This window comes from Rhodococcus sp. 05-2254-2 (assembly GCF_002259095.1).
Taxonomy (GTDB): Bacteria; Actinomycetota; Actinomycetes; order Mycobacteriales; family Mycobacteriaceae; genus Rhodococcoides.
In genome coordinates this window covers 316,187-332,527 of record NZ_NOZJ01000001.1, presented here as the reverse complement: position 1 = coordinate 332,527, position 16,341 = coordinate 316,187, and the positions used below count along the sequence as shown (strand labels likewise).

15 protein-coding genes are annotated in these 16,341 nt (G+C 63.8%); 2 read left to right on the top strand and 13 right to left on the bottom strand.

Annotated elements, in window-relative coordinates; genetic code table 11:
• Positions 1-14: 14 nt before the first annotated feature.
• From CH283_RS01680 to lpdA, 9 genes are all read right to left on the bottom strand, one after another.
• On the bottom strand, positions 15-959 hold the full coding sequence (locus CH283_RS01680) for an MlaD family protein (protein WP_094641028.1): 945 nt from the start codon (positions 957-959) through the stop codon (positions 15-17).
• Entirely contained in the window at positions 956-1,984 is a 1,029-nt protein-coding gene (locus tag CH283_RS01675; RefSeq protein ID WP_176460414.1) for an MlaD family protein, read from the bottom strand. The genes CH283_RS01680 and CH283_RS01675 overlap by 4 nt, the downstream gene beginning before the upstream one ends.
• Positions 1,981-3,090: an MCE family protein gene (locus tag CH283_RS01670; RefSeq protein WP_141215319.1), complete on the bottom strand. Its 1,110-nt coding sequence runs from the start codon at positions 3,088-3,090 to the stop codon at positions 1,981-1,983. Before CH283_RS01670 ends, CH283_RS01675 begins: the two co-directional genes overlap by 4 nt.
• Positions 3,090-4,100: an MlaD family protein gene (locus tag CH283_RS01665; RefSeq protein ID WP_094641025.1), complete on the bottom strand. Its 1,011-nt coding sequence runs from the start codon at positions 4,098-4,100 to the stop codon at positions 3,090-3,092. The genes CH283_RS01670 and CH283_RS01665 overlap by 1 nt, the downstream gene beginning before the upstream one ends.
• Positions 4,097-5,104: an MlaD family protein gene (locus tag CH283_RS01660; protein WP_094641024.1), complete on the bottom strand. Its 1,008-nt coding sequence runs from the start codon at positions 5,102-5,104 to the stop codon at positions 4,097-4,099. The genes CH283_RS01665 and CH283_RS01660 overlap by 4 nt, the downstream gene beginning before the upstream one ends.
• Entirely contained in the window at positions 5,101-6,138 is a 1,038-nt protein-coding gene (locus CH283_RS01655) for an MlaD family protein (protein WP_068048010.1), read from the bottom strand. The genes CH283_RS01660 and CH283_RS01655 overlap by 4 nt, the downstream gene beginning before the upstream one ends.
• 2 nt (positions 6,139-6,140) lie before the next feature.
• Positions 6,141-6,920: an ABC transporter permease gene (locus CH283_RS01650; RefSeq protein ID WP_231893723.1), complete on the bottom strand. Its 780-nt coding sequence runs from the start codon at positions 6,918-6,920 to the stop codon at positions 6,141-6,143.
• Between the two features lie 94 nt (positions 6,921-7,014).
• A complete protein-coding gene (locus CH283_RS01645) occupies positions 7,015-7,830 on the bottom strand; it encodes an MlaE family ABC transporter permease (protein WP_068048004.1) in 816 nt (271 codons plus the stop codon).
• Positions 7,831-8,059: 229 nt separating this feature from the next.
• Entirely contained in the window at positions 8,060-9,475 is a 1,416-nt protein-coding gene (gene lpdA / locus CH283_RS01640) for a dihydrolipoyl dehydrogenase (protein WP_037186801.1), read from the bottom strand.
• A gap of 115 nt (positions 9,476-9,590) precedes the next feature.
• Between lpdA and CH283_RS01635 the strand changes: the two genes are divergently transcribed.
• Positions 9,591-11,624 (top strand): prolyl oligopeptidase family serine peptidase, encoded by a 2,034-nt coding sequence (locus CH283_RS01635; protein ID WP_094641022.1) that lies wholly within the window; start codon positions 9,591-9,593, stop codon positions 11,622-11,624.
• Between the two features lie 3 nt (positions 11,625-11,627).
• Here the strand turns inward: CH283_RS01635 and CH283_RS01630 are convergent, their stop codons facing one another.
• From CH283_RS01630 to ppk2, 3 genes are all read right to left on the bottom strand, one after another.
• On the bottom strand, positions 11,628-12,698 hold the full coding sequence (locus tag CH283_RS01630; RefSeq protein ID WP_094641021.1) for an alpha/beta hydrolase: 1,071 nt from the start codon (positions 12,696-12,698) through the stop codon (positions 11,628-11,630).
• A 122-nt stretch (positions 12,699-12,820) separates the two neighbouring features.
• Positions 12,821-13,654, bottom strand: a complete 834-nt coding sequence (locus CH283_RS01625) for an alpha/beta hydrolase family protein (protein ID WP_068048221.1) — start codon at positions 13,652-13,654, stop codon at positions 12,821-12,823.
• 958 nt (positions 13,655-14,612) lie between these two features.
• Entirely contained in the window at positions 14,613-15,557 is a 945-nt protein-coding gene (ppk2, locus tag CH283_RS01620; protein ID WP_068048218.1) for a polyphosphate kinase 2, read from the bottom strand.
• 296 nt (positions 15,558-15,853) lie between these two features.
• On the opposite strand from ppk2, the gene CH283_RS01615 reads away from it, so the two are divergent.
• A complete protein-coding gene (locus CH283_RS01615) occupies positions 15,854-16,060 on the top strand; it encodes a PspC domain-containing protein (RefSeq protein WP_068048215.1) in 207 nt (68 codons plus the stop codon).
• Between the two features lie 69 nt (positions 16,061-16,129).
• Here CH283_RS01615 and CH283_RS28155 read toward each other — a convergent pair whose 3' ends face one another.
• Positions 16,130-16,276 carry a hypothetical protein gene (locus tag CH283_RS28155; protein WP_156516122.1) on the bottom strand — a complete coding sequence of 49 codons (147 nt, stop codon included), beginning with the start codon at positions 16,274-16,276 and terminating at the stop codon, positions 16,130-16,132.
• Positions 16,277-16,341: the final 65 nt, after the last annotated feature.

Sequence of the window (16,341 nt, the reverse complement as noted above, 5' to 3'; positions counted from 1 at the left end):
GGGGGTCACTCCAATCAGTTCGGAATCTGGACGGACAGCTTGGCCGGTCCGCCCGGAGGGAAGACGGCCTGCAACATGTCGACGATGGAACCGGCGTCCACCCGCATCGGCTTGATGGGCGCGGTGTACGGCTTGAGAAGCGTTGCGATGAGGGCAAGGTCGGGTGAGAGGGGCGTCAGATACTGATCTATCTTCGGGCCGATCTTGCCGAGTGGATCGTCCCAGACGTCCGCGCCGACGTACGAGTAGTCGTTGAAGCCCTCGAGCAGATTGGCCACACCCGAACCCGTCGCACCGACCCACGGCGCGGCGTCGGTCATGACCGGGCCGTAACCGTAGGCGTTGCGTCCGCCCTGTTGAGCGTTGTCGTAGAGCCTTCGAATCTCTCCGCTCTTGTCGCGCAGCGTCGCCGACAGATATCGGAAGGCCTCCACCAGGCGATCGACATCGCCTTCGCGACCGTCGACCGCTGCCGACGCGGTCTCGGTCAGCCCCTTCACTGCATTCGTATCGAGCTGTGCGGCAAGGGAATCACCGAGACTCAGCGCCTCGCTGACGGTGATCGACGCGCGGACCTGCTCGTTGCCGATCTCGTCCCCGTCCGTCAGGTCGGGGCCCCCGGTTCCTCGCGGGCGCAGATCCAGGTACTGCTCCCCGGCAGCGGACAGATTCGCGACGACCACCTCCGAGTCCGCGGGAATTCGATGATCGGCGTCGAGGGCGAGAGTGACGTCGAGCCCGCCCGGCACCACCGCGATGCGCTCGACCCGACCGACGTGGATTCCGCGCGAGGTCACCTGCGAGGTGTCCATCAAACCGCCCGACGTATCCATGTGCACCACAACGCGGTTGGCACTCCGCGTGGGGTTCATGTCCAGGACGCCGACCGTCAGGTAGACGACACCGACAACCGTCATGGCCATCAATGCGAGGAGTGAAACGACTGTGCCCGGCCTCATCGCACGATTCCTATCCCGCGCAGGATCCCGATCATGTCGTCCGCCAGTGCACCGGCTCCGCCATCGGTCGAGACCGAGCGCACTGCGATGTTCGGTGTCGACTCGAAGTAGGGAATCAACCGCTCGCGCAACAGGGTGTTCGCCTTCTCCATGTTCATCGGTACCGAGGAGTCGGAATTGGCGATCGCGATCAGTGCCGGTGAGATCGTCTCGACCGCGCCCGCGAGTTCCGGGTACGGACCGGCGAGGACGTCACCGATGTTCTGCGACATGTACCCCAGCGTGAAGATCATGTGGACGACGCTGAACAGCACCTCGGCCAGTCCGTCCGATCGTCTCGGACCGAGTTCGAGGACGCGTTCGACGCCGTCTCGCTGTGTCACGACGGTGTTCGACACCTTCTCCGCCGCTCCGAGGATTCGATCGATCTCGGGGGTGTTGTCGCCGATGTCGGTCAGTGCGATCCGCGCCGCGTTGTTGACCTTGTCGATCTCCGCCGGATCGGGAGGAATCGCGGCGTTGACGTTGTTCACCGCCTCCTGCAGCTGAACGTAGTGACCACCGGTCACCAGATTCGACACTCCTCGCAGCACGTCCTCGACGTTGTCGGCCGGAACCGTACGTTCGACCGGAATGACATCGCCGTCTCGAAGGTACGGCCCGGCGTCGCCCCCTCCGGCGCGAGTCGAATCCTCCGGCGGCTGCAGCGAGATGTAGATCTCGCCCAGAATCGACGACTGCCGAAGCTCGGCGACGGTGTCGGACGGCAGCTGCACATCGGTGGACAGGTCCACCGTTGCCACGGCGGTCGACCCCACCAACTCGACGGTGTCGAGGACGCCAGCGTCGACGCCTTCGACGATCACCTTCGCTTTTTCCGGAAGATTGAGCACGCTCGCGAATTCGATTCGCAGGGAGTACTTGTCGCCTGCCACGTAGCTGCCGGGAATCGGCAGGTCGGCCGGGTCGACGCTGCACCCCGACAGCAGGGCGACACAGCACAACCCGGTGATCGCGCGCCTCATCGCCATCCCGCCGAACCGAGTATCAGCTGCACCAGACCGACATCGATGACATCGCCTCGTTGCTGGTCCGCCGAGCACGTCGGTCTGTACTTGTTGAGCAGAGCGCAGACCTCGTTGGGAGAATTGGTGTCGATCTCGAACTGCGGCGGGTGGTAGATCACCCGACCGCTCCTGGAATCGTTGTCGTACATCGTCATCAAGTTCTCGCCTACGGTCGGCACCTGCGCCAGGATGTCCTTGATATCGCCCACCCGTCCGAGCAGTACGTCGACCACCGGCACCGCTTGGTCGAGAAATGCGTAGACCTTCTCGTCGTACTTCGCGACGTTGCGCGCCAGCGGCGGAATGAACTCGGTGGTCAAAGCGACCGTGGTGCCGAAGGACTGGGTGAACTCCGACAGCGTGATCATCCCCCGCTTCAGATTGTCGAGCAGCTTCGCCACCTCGGGCCAGCTCACCACGAACGTGTCGATCAGGCCGTCGAGGTTGTCGATCAGACGCCGCACGGTGGTGTCCTTGTCGGCAGGATCGCCGACCAGCTGCGCCAGTTGCCGAAGGCTGTCGTTGAGCTGGGTACCGGAGCCGCGGAGCGAATCGTCGGCCGAACGCAAGGTGTCGCCGAGGATCTCGTCGTGGTTGCCCTCGGCGTCGGCCGGACCGAGCAGATCGGACGCCAGGCCCGACACGGCGTCGAGTGTGTCGCTGATTCCCAGTGGAGTTCTGGTGCGATCCAACGGAATACAACTCGACCGGTCGAACTCGGGACCGTCGATGTAGGGCTGCGTGAATTCCACGTGCCGGTCGGTGACGATCGAATTCGACAGGGTCACGGCCCCCACCTCGGCGGGCAGCCTGAGGCTGTCGTCGATATCCATGGTGACCACCACCGCGGTGTCGGTGTTCTCGATGCGTGTCACCGTTCCGACGACCACACCGAGCATCATGACCGAATTACCCTCGTACAACCCGACCGTGTCGGTGAACTCGGCACACAGCGAGGAGTTGCCCGCACCGGGGTCGATGACCGATGTGGCGGACGCAACCGAACCGACGAGCGTGACGACGACTGCTGCCGCCACGGCGATGCGTACCGATCTGCGTCTCATCAGCACACCCTCCCCGGCAACGGAATACACACGCCGACACCGACGACCGTGTCCTGCGACTGGTCGATCACGGGCCCCTGCCCGCCGCCGATCAGAGCGGCGAGACCGTCCGAGCTTTCCTTCATGGTCGTGATCGCCCCGTCCACGTCACCCAACTGTGCAAAGAGCTTCTGCGTGATCTCCTCGAGTTGGACGATCGACGGCTCGAGCCCCTTCTCGAATGCGACCACGGGACGGTGGAAGAGCTCGAACATTCTCCCGAGCAGGTCGAAAGCACTGACGACCTCGACGCGCTTGTCGCCGAATCCTTTGGTCAGGGTGCCGAGCTCGCGTACGAGTTCGGTGAGCATGACCCGATCGGCGGCCAATGCCCCGACGTACTCGTCGGATACCACGAGCCCGCGCTCGAGTTGATCGGATCGCGTCGCGAGCGTGTCGGTGAGCGAAGACAGGTTGTCCACGATCGCGCGAGTGGACTGCGGCTGTTCGCTGACGGCCTTGTCCAACTCGGCCACGGTCTCCCGCAGCGTCGAACCGTCGATGTCGCGAACCAGCGGTGTTGCCGACTCGATCGCGTCGGACAGTTCGTAGGGCAGCTCGACCCGCTCCGGCGGAATCGGTGCCGAGCCGAGCTCGTCGTCACCGTGCGAGGTGAGCATCACGTAGTGACCGCCGATCGGTGTCAACAACTTCACCGTGACGGTAGACGCATCGCCGACGAAAACATCGGAGCGAACGCTGAATTCGACGTCGACATGCGCACCCGCCAGCTCGACCGAGCGCACCGACCCGACCGCGATACCGGCGATCCTCACTTCGTCGCCCGGCTTCACCCCGGCTGCCGAGCCGAACTCCGCGGTGTAGGTCCGCTCGCCGAACGGAATCGTGTACAACGCCGCCGCGATCAGGAGAAGGACCAGAGAGGCCGCGACACCGACCGCGCCCCAGAAGAAGTGCGCTTTGTTCTCCGATTGCTCGTCACGAACGCCCTTGCGTAGTACGCGGCTCATCGGCACACCACCAAATTCTGTCCGCCGAGCACGATCTGCCCGATCCCAGGGATGTCCTGCTGTCCGCGACTGCAGGAGTACGTCTGTGCGCCCGGCTCCGGAATGCTCGCATTGAGTCCGGTCAGCAATCCCGGCGCGAGTGCCAACATCTCGGTCACCTGTTCGGTCTGCGGAAGCATTCGACGCAGTGCCCCGTCGACCGGCGCGTAGCTGTTGTCGTACGCCCGCTCGAGGCCCTCCATCAGGCCCACGAACGGTCGCAGCCCGTAATTGGCCTGATCCAGCGACGCGAGCACGCCGTCCATCTGGGTGCTGAGCTTGGAGACCAGACCGTGCAGTTGTTCGAGAAGGTCTGCGACCGAGGCGGATTGGCCACCGATCGAGTCCGAGATCTGGCCGAGGTTCTCGATCAAGAGCCCGATGATCGATTCACGCTGTACTGCGAATTGGGTGATGCGATCCACGTCGCGCAGGACCGGACCGAGTCCGGACCCGTCACCCTGCACCATCCGGAGAATGTTCTCGGTGAACTGATTGAGCTGTGCGGTGTCGAGAGTGTCGAAGATCGGCTCGAAGCCGTTGAACAGCTTCGAGATGTCGAAGGACGGAATCGTTCGATCCCTGGAGATGGTCGCCCCGACCGCCAACGGGGCTCCGGTCGCCGAATCCTTCTGCACGAGTTCGACGTACCGCTGCCCCAGAAGATTCTGGTACCGAACCGCAGCCTGGGTGTTGGCGAAAATCGGCCGTCGGTCCTCGATCTCGAACTCGACCCGCGCGAGGGCACCGTCGAGTTCGACCGACGACACCTTGCCGATCTGCACCCCGGACATGCGCACGTCGTCGCCCACGTACAAGCCCGACACGTCGTCGAACTCCGCGCCGTAGGACGACAGCGGTCCGCCGACCGGGGTGCGAAGAGCAGCGACGATGATCACCGCACACACCGCGGTCACCGTGAAGAAGACGAGCAGTTTGACCGCGGGGCCAGCTACCTTCTTCATCCGTTCGCCTCCTCGTGTGCGGCAACGGCTCCGGCCAGATTGGGCATGGTTTCGACTATCAGGTCGAGTTGCAGCTGAGGCTTCCCGTCGACGACGGGAAATGCGTCGGAGATACCGTCGAGCACCTGCGGCACTCGGTCGTAGCTGGGCGCCAATGTGCCGATCGACGCGGTGATGGGCACCAGCAGGTCCAGCACCGTGGACAGCAGCTTCGACAGGTTCGGATTGTTCGCCTTCAGCAAGTCGCCCACCGGAATCATCAACTGATCGCTCAGACCGTTGTTGGCGGCGATGGTTCGCGCTCGGTCGGCGGGTGCCTCGACGTACACGCTCTTGTCCACCACTCCCACCACCAGATCGAGCAAGGGCGGAACCAGGTTGCCGATTCCTTCGCCCAGTTCGGCACCGCGATGCAGCTTCCAGGCCAGCGGGTCGATCTGGTTGTTCGCCATCATCTGAGCAGTGTCGAAGTACGGCTTCAGGTTTCGACTCACCTCGACGGAGGTGTTCGCGATGAGGTCCAGGAGGTGGTCCACCTGTTCGGTGTCGAGAACCTCGGTGAGGTCGGCGACTCGCCGGAACACTCCGGTCACCGTTGCGCCTCGCAGGTCTTTCGACACTTCGAGAGTCGAGTTGTCGGCCAGGGGTGCCCCCGTGCCGTCGGAGACCAATTCGATTGCAGTGGAACCGAATACGTTCGACGACGAGAATTGAGCCTGCATGGTGTCGGTGAGCTCGCCCGCCTGGCTCGGATCGATCTCCAGTTGCAGCCGCTGCCGTCCGAAGCCGACGGTCTCGATGTTGTCGACCGTGCCGATGGACAGACCACGGAACTTCACCTCCGACCCGGGCGTCAGACCGTCCCCCACCGATGCTGCATCGAGCGTCAGCTCGAAGGGCGAATCGAAGGCCCCGCGTGCGTAGGCGGTGAGGCCGCCTGCGAACACTGCCAAGGCAACGGCCACCGCCAGCCCTCGCAGGCGTAGCGTGGCCGGCCCGGCCGATCGCCCCGTCAGATCGTCGAAAACTGCCATCTCTACCCCGAAATCCTTATGCCCGAGTCGAATCCCCACAGGACCAGCGTCATGATCATGTCCAGTACTACGACGGCAACGAGGCTGGCCCTGATGGCGCGGCCCGAGGCGCGCCCGACTCCCTCCGGGCCGCCCGAGGCGTAGTACCCCTGATAGCCGTGGATCAGGATGATCGTCACGACGAACACCGCGGCCTTCAGGAGCGAGAACAGCACGTCGACCGGCTGCAGGAAGGCACTGAAGTAGTGGTCGTAGGTGCCCGAGGACTGTCCGCCGACAACGCGAACCACCACCGCACACGACAGGTAGCTCAGAATGAGGGTCAGCAGGTAGAGCGGCACGATCGTGACGATTCCCGCGATCACCCTGGTGGTGACGACGAAGGGCATCGACTGAATCCCCTGAGCTTCGAGGGCGTCGATCTCTTCCGAGATACGCATCGCCCCGATCTCGGCGGTCATCCTGCATCCCGCCTGCGTCGCGAATCCGATGGCCGCGATCATCGGGGCCAGTTCCCGAGTGCTGGCGTACGCCGAGATGAAACCGGTCAACGGCTCCATCCCCACCATGCCGAGGGAATTGAACCCTTCGATTCCGACGGATGCCCCCACCGCGACACCCAGCACGACCAGGACCGACACGGTTCCGCCACCGACGATCAATTTGCCACTGCCCCAGGTGATGTCGCTGAGGATGAGCAGCATCTGACGCCGATAGGAGCGGACGGTATGGGGTATCGCGGCGAGAACCTTGACGCAGAACGTCAGTTGATGGCCCAGCATTTCGAGTACGTCGAACGGCCTGCGCCCGAGGTATCTCGCACCACGGGTGAGGTGAGCGGTGCCGTGCACGGTGTACCGCGAAGGAGTTGCCATCTCAGCCCAACTTCTGCGGCATGAACATCGCAACCAACTGCGTGATCACGACGTTGACGGTGAATGCGGACACCACACCGAGCACGACGGACGCGTTGACCGCGTTGGCTACCCCGCGCGGTCCGTGTGCGGCGGACAACCCTCGCTGGCAGGCCACGATGATGACGATGACCCCGAATATCTCGGTCTTCACCAGCGCGACGACCAGATCTGTCACCGAGGCGAAGGACGCGAACGAGCTGATGTAGCTACCGGGCGTCCCACTCTGAAAACCGACGTTGATCGCATAGCCCGCGGCCAGTCCCATGAAGATGATGAGGATGCACAGGAACGGTGCCACCAGGAGGATGGCGGCCAGCCGTGGTGTGACCAGCCGGCGAACCGGGTCTATTCCCATGGTCGACATCGCGTCGATCTCGTCCCGGATGGTGCGCGCACCCAGATCGGCTGCCACTGCCGCGCCTGCTGCACCGCCCAACAGCAGTGCCGCGACGATCGGTGCGCCCTGGCGGATGACCCCGAGGCCACCCGCGGCTCCGGCGATGGACGTCGCACCGATCTGATCGGTGAGGCTGCCGACCTGAACGGACACGATGACGCCGAACGGAATGGACACCAGTATTGCCGGCACCACCGTGACGGTGACGACGAACCAGGCCTGATCGATGGTGTCGCGCCACGGATGTCGCAGTGTGAGTATGTCGCGGACGAGGTGGACGAAGGCCAGTACACCCAGCTCCAGAGTTCGCCCGAACGTCCGGAATCCACTGGCAACTCCGTCGCTGACGCGTGCGAGCGTCGATGTCGGCGACGACAATTCCCCACCCCCCCCCCGGCTTTCTGTTCAGTGCGACTCCCCCGCGCAGGAACGGAAATTACCAGCCGACCGTCGACCAAGTGACGTTTTCTTCACTTACCGAGCTATGACAAATCACAGACTTCGCCGGGCCGCGTGAAGGTTCCGAAAAGCGACCGGGCCGAGGGGCACCGACGACAACGGCGGCGACCACCGAAGTGGTCGCCGCCGTTGGTTCTCGAGGTGGAGATCAGAAGTTGATCATGTGCCCCGCGAGGCCGTGGATCGCTTCCTGCAGTGCTTCCGACAGCGTCGGGTGCGTGTGGACGTTGCGGGCCAGCTCGTTGACCGTGAGGTCCCACTTCTGGGCCAGGGTCAGCTCGGGTAGCAGCTCGGAGACGTCCGGTCCGATGAGGTGTCCGCCGAGCAATTCGCCGTGCTCGGTGTCGGCGATGAGCTTGACGAAGCCGGTGGCGTCGCCCAGTCCGTGTGCCTTGCCGTTGGCGGCGAACGGGAAGTTCGCGACCTTGATGTCGGAACCGCGGGCCTGCGCCTCTTCGCGGGCCTGGTCCTCGGTGAGGCCGAAGCTCGCGACCTGCGGCTGACAGAACGTCGCACGCGGCATCATGCGGTAGTCGTCGATCGGCAATGTCTCTGCGCCGCCGATGGTCTCGGCGGCGACGACAGCCTGCGCCTCGGCCACGTGGGCCAGCTGGAGCTTGGCCGTGACGTCGCCGATGGCGTAGATGTGCGGCACGTTGGTCTGCATGGTGTTCGTGATGCCGATGGCACCGCGATCGGTGAGCTCCACGCCGGTCTTCTCGAGGCCGAATCCTTCGACGCGGGGCGCGAATCCGACGGACTGCATCACCTTGTCGACGGTGAAGGTCTCGCTCTCACCGGACTTGTTGTGCTTGATCGCGACGGTGACCTTGGAGCCGTCGTCGTCGATGCTCTGCACGCCCGCGCCGGTGATGACCTTGACGCCGAGCTTCTTGTACTGCTTCTCGATTTCCTTCGAGACGTCCTTGTCCTCGTTGGGCAGCGCACGATCGAGGAACTCGACGATGGTGACGTCGACGCCGTAGTTCTTGAGCACGTACCCGAACTCCATGCCGATCGCACCGGCACCGACGATGAGGATCGAACCCGGCAGATCCTTGGTCATGATCTGCTCTTCGTACGTGACGACGTTCTTGCTCAGCTCGGTTCCCGGGAGCAGCTTGGTGGTGCTGCCGGTCGCGATGATCGCGTTGTCGAACGTGATCGTCTCGGTGCCACCCTTGGTCAGCTCGACCTCGATGGTGTTGGCATCGGTGAACGTGCCCTTGCCGTCGTACTCGGGGATCTTGTTCTTCTTCATCAGGAAGTGAATGCCCTTGACGCGGCCGTCGGCGACCTTGCGGCTGCGATCGAACGCTGCGCCGAAGTCGAAGGACGCTTCACCCGAAATACCGAACAGCTTCGCCTCTTTGGTGAAGAGGTGCGCCAGCTCGGCGTTACGGAGAAGTGCCTTCGAGGGGATGCAGCCCACGTTCAGGCACACACCGCCCCAGTACTTCTTCTCGATGATGGCAGTGCTGAGTCCGAGTTGTGCCGCGCGGATAGCAGCGACGTACCCACCGGGACCGGCTCCGAGGACAACGACGTCATAGTGTGAGGTCACGAGTCCCCAGCGTAGTCGTGACCTCCGACGCTGTCTCGACCTGGTCTTCGTTACCAGCCGGTAGCCACGCGAGCGCCGACCGACCCGACGGCGCATCTGCTGCTAGAACTGTGGAATGGCAATCTCGGACGACCCGTACCTCTGGCTCGAAGACGTCACCGGCGAGGAGGCCCTCGATTGGGTTCGCACCCGCAACGGGGTGACCGTCGAGGAACTGGCCGGAGACGAGTTCGATGCCACCGAGTCCCGCATCCGCGAGGTACTCGACACCGACGCCCGCATTCCGTACGCCCGTCGTCGTGGGCAGTACCTGTACAACTTCTGGCGCGACGCCGAACACGTCCGCGGCCTGTGGCGTCGAACGACGATGGACGAGTACCGAACCGAGAATCCGGTGTGGGACGTGCTGCTCGATCTCGATGCGCTGGCCGGCAGCGAGGACGAGAACTGGGTGTGGGGTGGCGCGCAGGTGCTGCGTCCCGATCAACGACTGGCACTGGTGACGCTCTCCCGCGGCGGGGCCGACGCGACGGTGGTCCGTGAGTTCGATCTCGACTCCCGCACCTTTCGCGCCCCGGAGGACGGCGGATTCGCCCTACCGGAGGCCAAGACCGACATCGGTTGGATCGACGCCGACACCGTCTTCGTAGGAACGGATTTCGGGCCCGGTTCGCTGACCGAATCGGGCTATCCGCGTATCACCAAGCGGTGGCATCGCGGCACCCCGCTCGCCGACGCCGAGACCGTGTACGAGGGTGCAGCACAGGACATCTCGATCTCCGCCTGGCACGACCGGACCCCCGGCTTCGAGCGCGACTTCGTCCAGCGTGCCACCGACTTCTACAACTCCGAGACCTACGTGTTGGACGGTTCTGCCCTGACCCGGATCGCGACGCCGACCGACGCGTCGACCTCGGTACACGAGAACTGGTTGCTGATCCGCACGATGACGCCGTGGACGGTCGGCGACCGAACCTATCCGGCCGGCGCGTTGCTCGCTGCGGATTTCGACGAGTTCGTCTCCGGCACAATCGCTCTCACGGTCCTCTTCGCCCCGGACGCGCACACGTCACTGCACCAGTACGCGTGGACCGAGAATCACCTGCTGCTGGTGACGCTGCAGGACGTACGGACGAAATTGCACGTGTTGACCCCCGGCGCGAACGAGTGGGACGTCAGCACGATCGACGGGCTGTCGGACCTGACGTCCACCGAGATCGTCGGCACCGACGCCGAGGAGAACGGTGACGAGTACTTCCTCTCCTCATCCGGCTACCTGACACCGGCGACACTGCTGGTGGGCACGGTGGGCGGCGAGCTCGAAGTCCTCAAACAGGCTCCGGCGTTCTTCGACGCCGACGGCCTGACGGTGGAGCAGTTCTTCGCCCGGTCCGACGACGGTACCGACATCCCGTACTTCGTCGTCCGACGCGCGGATTCCGGACCCGGACCGACGTTGCTCTACGGTTACGGCGGCTTCGAGATCTCGATGACACCCGGCTACAGCGGTGCAACCGGACGCGCGTGGCTCGAACGTGGTGGCACCTACGTCGTCGCCAACATCCGCGGCGGCGGCGAGTACGGGCCGTCGTGGCACACCCAGGTACTGCGTGCCGGACGCCATCTGGTGCACGAGGACTTCGCCGCTGTCGCACGCGACCTCGTCACCCGAGGCATCACCACCACCGAACAGTTGGCCGCTCAGGGCGGCAGCAACGGCGGCCTGCTGATGGGCATCATGGTGACGAAGTACCCGGAACTGTGCGGCGCGTTGGTATGTCAGGTCCCACTGCTGGACATGAAGCGGTACCACCTCCTGCTCGCGGGCGCGTCCTGGGTGGCCGAGTACGGCAACCCCGACGACCCGGACGAGTGGGAGTTCATCTCGCAGTACTCCCCGTACCAGAACGTCGTCGCCGCATCCGAGCGTCGGTATCCGCCGATTCTGATCGCTACGTCCACCCGCGACGATCGCGTCCATCCGGGACACGCACGCAAGATGGCGGCTCGGTTGGCCGAACTCGGTCAGGACGTGAGCTACTACGAGAACATCGAAGGTGGGCACGGCGGGGCGTCGGACAATGCGCAGTTGGCGTTCAAGACGGCGTTGACCTACGAATTTCTGTGGCGGCACCTCGCTCGCAGCTGATTCTCAGCCGGCGAGCGCGTCCTCGAACATCGGCCAGGAATCGTGCAGGTCGTCCTGCCAGTAGCCCCACGAGTGGGTGCCGCGCTCACGCAACTCGAAGTGGGCCGGGATGTCGAGCTGTTCGAGGGCCGTCTTCAGCCTCCGTGTGCAGTCTCCGGTCGCCACCTCGATGGCACCGCCCACGACCATCTGGTTGAGCAACACGAAGCCGGGCCCATTGGGATTGGTGCCGTCGAGGGTGTCCGATGCCCCGGCCAGTCCGCTACCGTTGGAGATGTACAGCGCTGTGCCACGCAGCTTTTCGGCGTTGACCACCGCATCGTTGCGTACCCAGTCCTGGTGGTCGTCCAGCCCCCACATGTTCGTCACGTTCGCGCCGAGCGCCATGGACACGACGGTCTTGACGTATGCCCGCCCCAACGGGTCGGTGGTCGACGCGCATCCACTGTAGGAACCGACGGCTCGATACAGCCCCTGGTGGTGCGCGGCGAGGTTCAGGACCGAGGTCGCAGCCATCGAGATACCTGCAATCGCGTTGCGGCCGTTGGTATCCAACAGATCGTCGACGAGCGGCGGCAGTTCGGCCGTGAGGAACGTTTCCCACTGGTTGCGTCCGAGCCTCGGATCGTCCTGCTGCCAGTCCGTGTAGTAGGAGTAGGCCCCGCCGACGGGAGTCACCACGTTGACGTTCTTGTCGGCGAAGAACGCCACGACGTCGGTCTGGGTGTACCAGTCCATTCCGTCGAGTCCGCCGCCCGCGCCGTTGAGCAGGTACAGAGTGGGGCTCGGAGTCGTCCGATCGGGAGATCGCAGGATCTTGAGTGGGATCGTTCGGTTCATCGCGGCGGAGTGGACGAACGCGGTCATCGCGGTGTCGTCGGCCACCTCGGTGCGCACCACGTACGACTCCGTCGGACCGGCCACCGAGTCGGCCGGGGCCGCGGAGGCGAGTGGGTGCGCTACTGCTGCGACGCATGCCACCACACACAGGACGACGACTCTGCACAGCGCACGCGATCGGCGACACCGCTCCCCACCACCGATTCGACCTACCGAATCCCCCTGGCCGTTCATAGTCGTGCTCACTATCGTCGTCGAACAATTGCTGGTTCAAAAACTTCTTACACCAAAACGAACCGAAAGTAGGTAGAAATGACGAATAGCGTGTGAAACGACCAAAAGTTAGTTCGTGCGAATTACCTGTGCATCCACTCCGCAACGAGGTCGGCGACCGCCGTGGGGTTACGGATCCAACCGTTGTGCCCGAGCGGCTCGTCGACGTGTACCGAGGTGACATCGGCACGGGCGAGCTTGCGTACGAGGTTGTCCATCGAGCCGCGAGGCGCGAGGTCGTCGCCCTCGATGGTCACCGCCAGCACCGGCAGCGTCAGACGGCCCATCCGTTCCTCGTAGTCCATGTCGGCCCCAGCAGGCTCGATCGAGCCACTGCGCGCGAACCGGGACCAATCGTCGATCAGAACCCGCGACTGCCGACCGAATCCGCCGATGCCGATGCGATCCCCCGGCCAGAACCCGGCGATGTTGCTGGTGATCGCCATCGCCGCCGCGCCCACGTACAGCGGTACACCGCGGGTCGTACCGAAACCGCGGTGGTACGGCGAGCCCGACGCCACCAGGATCAATCCGCCGAGCCTGCCCCTGATGCGCGCGGCGTACATCGAGCCGAGCTGCCCACCCATGCTGTGCCCGAGCAAGTACGGCGTCGCCGCCGGGAACTGCTCGCGAACCACCTCGAAGATCGCCGGTAAGTCGACCGACACCAGCTCCTGATACCCGTACCGACTCGCCGAACTCGGCTTGGGCACACTGTCTCCCTGGCCGCGCAGGTCACCGATCGCGGCGTGGAAACCGCGCGCGACGAGCGCCTCGGCGAACAGTCGGTAGTAACCACCGGGAATGCCGAGGCCGGGAAGAACGACGATGACGGGTGCGTCGTCGCGGCCTTCACCGGGGAACAGTGAGACCGGCACCGTCGAACCGTCGGGCATCTGAATCGGAACCGTCTGCATCGGGCAACCCTATGCCGAGCACTCACCGGCCAGCCCCGACGCCCCTGAGGACCGAACCGCTACCGAATCATCGAGGCTCGCAGGACTTCTCGACCGATCGAGTGACTTCGAACCACGAAAGCCGGGCTCGACGTCGCGTCGAGCCCGGCTCATGGTCGTGGGTCAGATGGACGGACCGGGGATCTCGATGGTGCCCGAGCCGCTACCTTCCGAGCTACCCAGCGCGAGCAGCTGAAGCAAGATCGCGAGCAATTCCATGAATTCTCCTTGAAGAGAGTGGGATTCGATGCCGAACCGGCATCACGAACACCGCGCCGATGTCGCGGGTGGACCTTGCTGGAGGCTCCGACCGGGTGCTCACGAATCCGAGGCCGACGGTACGGAACCGAGGTACGTCAGTCCGAAGAGGAACTGATACCGGAGAACAGCTGGAGGAGGATCGCGAAAAGGTCACCGAGCTCAGCGGACATGGAACTACTCCTTCATCGAGGGGGGTATGCAGATTTGCAGTGACTTGTGTCACGCGATGAACTCTGCAAGAAGATTTCTACCTCAGAAGGTCACGCTCTGTACACGGAAATGACAGTAAAAGTCGAAAATCTTGGTGCGATATCACAAAACGGTGACGGTGCCGAGACGTCGCGGCCGCCCCCGACTGCGACCGCGACGCGCTACGGACGATTAAGCGGCGCTACCCGACGTCAGCACGCCGACGATCTGATCGACGATCGCGTCGACGATGCCGTCGTAGACGCCCGAAGCGATGTCGGAAATGAACTGTGCTGCTGAACCCATGAGAACTCCTGATGCTCGCGTGTACGTACAGCCGTAGGTGATACGACCTCCCTCGTTCTTACCGCACGCTAAGGTTTGGCGCAGCACCCGGTATCAACTCGAGACCCCGGAAAGATGGTGCCGCAACGGTTCACCGGAAATCTCACCGGTTATGCAGTGAAAACTATTCGCCGATCACTTCTTTCGCGCGGCCCACAAGCAACGGGTCTGTTTCCCCGACTATCTCGGGATCCTTGTTGGCATAGTCGAACTTGTTGAGCACAAAACGCATCGCGTTGATGCGAGCCCGCTTCTTGTCGTTGCTCTTGACGACCGTCCACGGTGCGACATCGGTGTCGGTGGCGCGAAAATTCTCTTCCTTCGCCGCGGTGTACGCATCCCACTTGTCCAGCGAGGCGAGGTCCATGGGCGAGAGCTTCCACTGCCGCACCGGGTCGACCTGCCGAATGGCGAAGCGGGTGCGCTGCTCGTGCTGCGACACCGAGAACCAGAACTTGGTCAGACTGATGCCGTCGTCCACGAGCATCTGCTCGAACAGCGGTGCCTGGCGAACGAAGTGGGCGTGCTGCTCGTCGGTGCAGAAACCCATGACCCGCTCGACGCCCGCACGGTTGTACCAGGACCTGTCGAACAGGACGATCTCCCCGGCCGCGGGCAGGTGTGCGATGTAACGCTGGAAGTACCACTCGGTCGACTCGCGCGCCGACGGCTTCTCCAGCGCAACCACACGCGCACCGCGCGGGTTGAGGTGTTCCATGAATCGCTTGATCGTGCCGCCCTTGCCGGCGGCGTCTCGGCCCTCGAAGACGATGACGTGCCGTCGACCGGTCTCCTTGGTCCACATCTGCAGCTTCAGGAGTTCGATCTGCAGCAGACGCTTCTCGAGCTCGTACTCGGCGCGCGTCATGCGCTCGTCGTACGGGTAGTTCTCGCGCCAGGTGTCGACGACGTGGCCGTCGGGGACGGTCAGCAGTATCGGATCGTCGTCATCGGAGTCGTCGACGGCGAAGCCCGAGGTGTCGGCAAGATCTACCGCCTTGGTGATGTCGAGCAAGTCGCTCAGGTTCGTGCGTGGAGCCTCACCGTTGCGCAGATCATTGTCGGTCATGTGCCGAAAGTTAATGCTCATCGGTGACCATTCCATGGCGGTTCGGTGAACACCACACGCCTGCGGCAGCGTTGCGCGTACCCGGCCCGCAAGGGGGACGAGCCGGGTACGCGCGATACGCCTTACGACCGATCGGGTGCGACCGTAACCCTCACCGAAGCGTCCGGTCCAGGTCTCGGCGCGTAAAAGTCGGAGATCCTGTTCGAGCACCGTTTGCCGGACCGTCCGTTTATCGGGGTCGATATGGGTGAAACCCCCGATGTGCCGAAAGCCGTTGATGACGCAGACTTTTCACCATGACATTCGAGAGCGGTTCCCCCAGAGAATTCACCCGGTCCAGTTCGCAGAAGATGATCGGAGGCGTCTGCGGCGGCGTTGCCGAATATTTCGGCTGGGACGTCAACATCGTCCGCCTCGCCACCGTTGCCGGCACGGTCCTGACCGGCGGCACCGTCGTGCTGATCTACCTCGCGGGGTTGATGTTGATGCCACTCCGGCCGTGACGGCCCACCTGCACGACAGAAGGCCCCGCTCCTCGACGGACGAGGAGCAGGGCCTTCTGCGATGTGGGACTAGCTGGAGCCGAAGCTACCGGTGCTGTCTCCGAGGAGTCCCTCGAGCAAGCCGTCGAGCAGTCCGCCGGTGATGAGGTCGCCGAGGCCGCCTTCCTCGCCGCCACCGAGGATGGGCAGGAGATCGGTGATGAGGTCCAAGAACATGGGTGAAGGCCTTTCGAGAAACGTCGAGGGGGGTCTGACGGGTGATGTAAGAGCGTCAGAAACAT

What these genes read in the sequence shown, in the direction of transcription:
- CH283_RS01680 (WP_094641028.1), bottom strand. Translation starts at nt 959, where the DNA reads ATGAGGCCGGGCACAGTCGTTTCACTCCTCGCATTGATGGCCATGACG.
- CH283_RS01675 (WP_176460414.1), bottom strand. Translation starts at nt 1,984, where the DNA reads ATGAGGCGCGCGATCACCGGGTTGTGCTGTGTCGCCCTGCTGTCGGGG.
- CH283_RS01670 (WP_141215319.1), bottom strand. Translation starts at nt 3,090, where the DNA reads ATGAGACGCAGATCGGTACGCATCGCCGTGGCGGCAGCAGTCGTCGTC.
- CH283_RS01665 (WP_094641025.1), bottom strand. Translation starts at nt 4,100, where the DNA reads ATGAGCCGCGTACTACGCAAGGGCGTTCGTGACGAGCAATCGGAGAAC.
- CH283_RS01660 (WP_094641024.1), bottom strand. Translation starts at nt 5,104, where the DNA reads ATGAAGAAGGTAGCTGGCCCCGCGGTCAAACTGCTCGTCTTCTTCACG.
- CH283_RS01655 (WP_068048010.1), bottom strand. Translation starts at nt 6,138, where the DNA reads ATGGCAGTTTTCGACGATCTGACGGGGCGATCGGCCGGGCCGGCCACG.
- CH283_RS01650 (WP_231893723.1), bottom strand. Translation starts at nt 6,920, where the DNA reads ATGCTGGGCCATCAACTGACGTTCTGCGTCAAGGTTCTCGCCGCGATA.
- CH283_RS01635 (WP_094641022.1), top strand. Translation starts at nt 9,591, where the DNA reads ATGGCAATCTCGGACGACCCGTACCTCTGGCTCGAAGACGTCACCGGC.
- CH283_RS01630 (WP_094641021.1), bottom strand. Translation starts at nt 12,698, where the DNA reads ATGAACGGCCAGGGGGATTCGGTAGGTCGAATCGGTGGTGGGGAGCGG.
- CH283_RS01625 (WP_068048221.1), bottom strand. Translation starts at nt 13,654, where the DNA reads ATGCAGACGGTTCCGATTCAGATGCCCGACGGTTCGACGGTGCCGGTC.
- ppk2 (WP_068048218.1), bottom strand. Translation starts at nt 15,557, where the DNA reads ATGACCGACAATGATCTGCGCAACGGTGAGGCTCCACGCACGAACCTG.
- CH283_RS01615 (WP_068048215.1), top strand. Translation starts at nt 15,854, where the DNA reads ATGACATTCGAGAGCGGTTCCCCCAGAGAATTCACCCGGTCCAGTTCG.
- CH283_RS28155 (WP_156516122.1), bottom strand. Translation starts at nt 16,276, where the DNA reads ATGTTCTTGGACCTCATCACCGATCTCCTGCCCATCCTCGGTGGCGGC.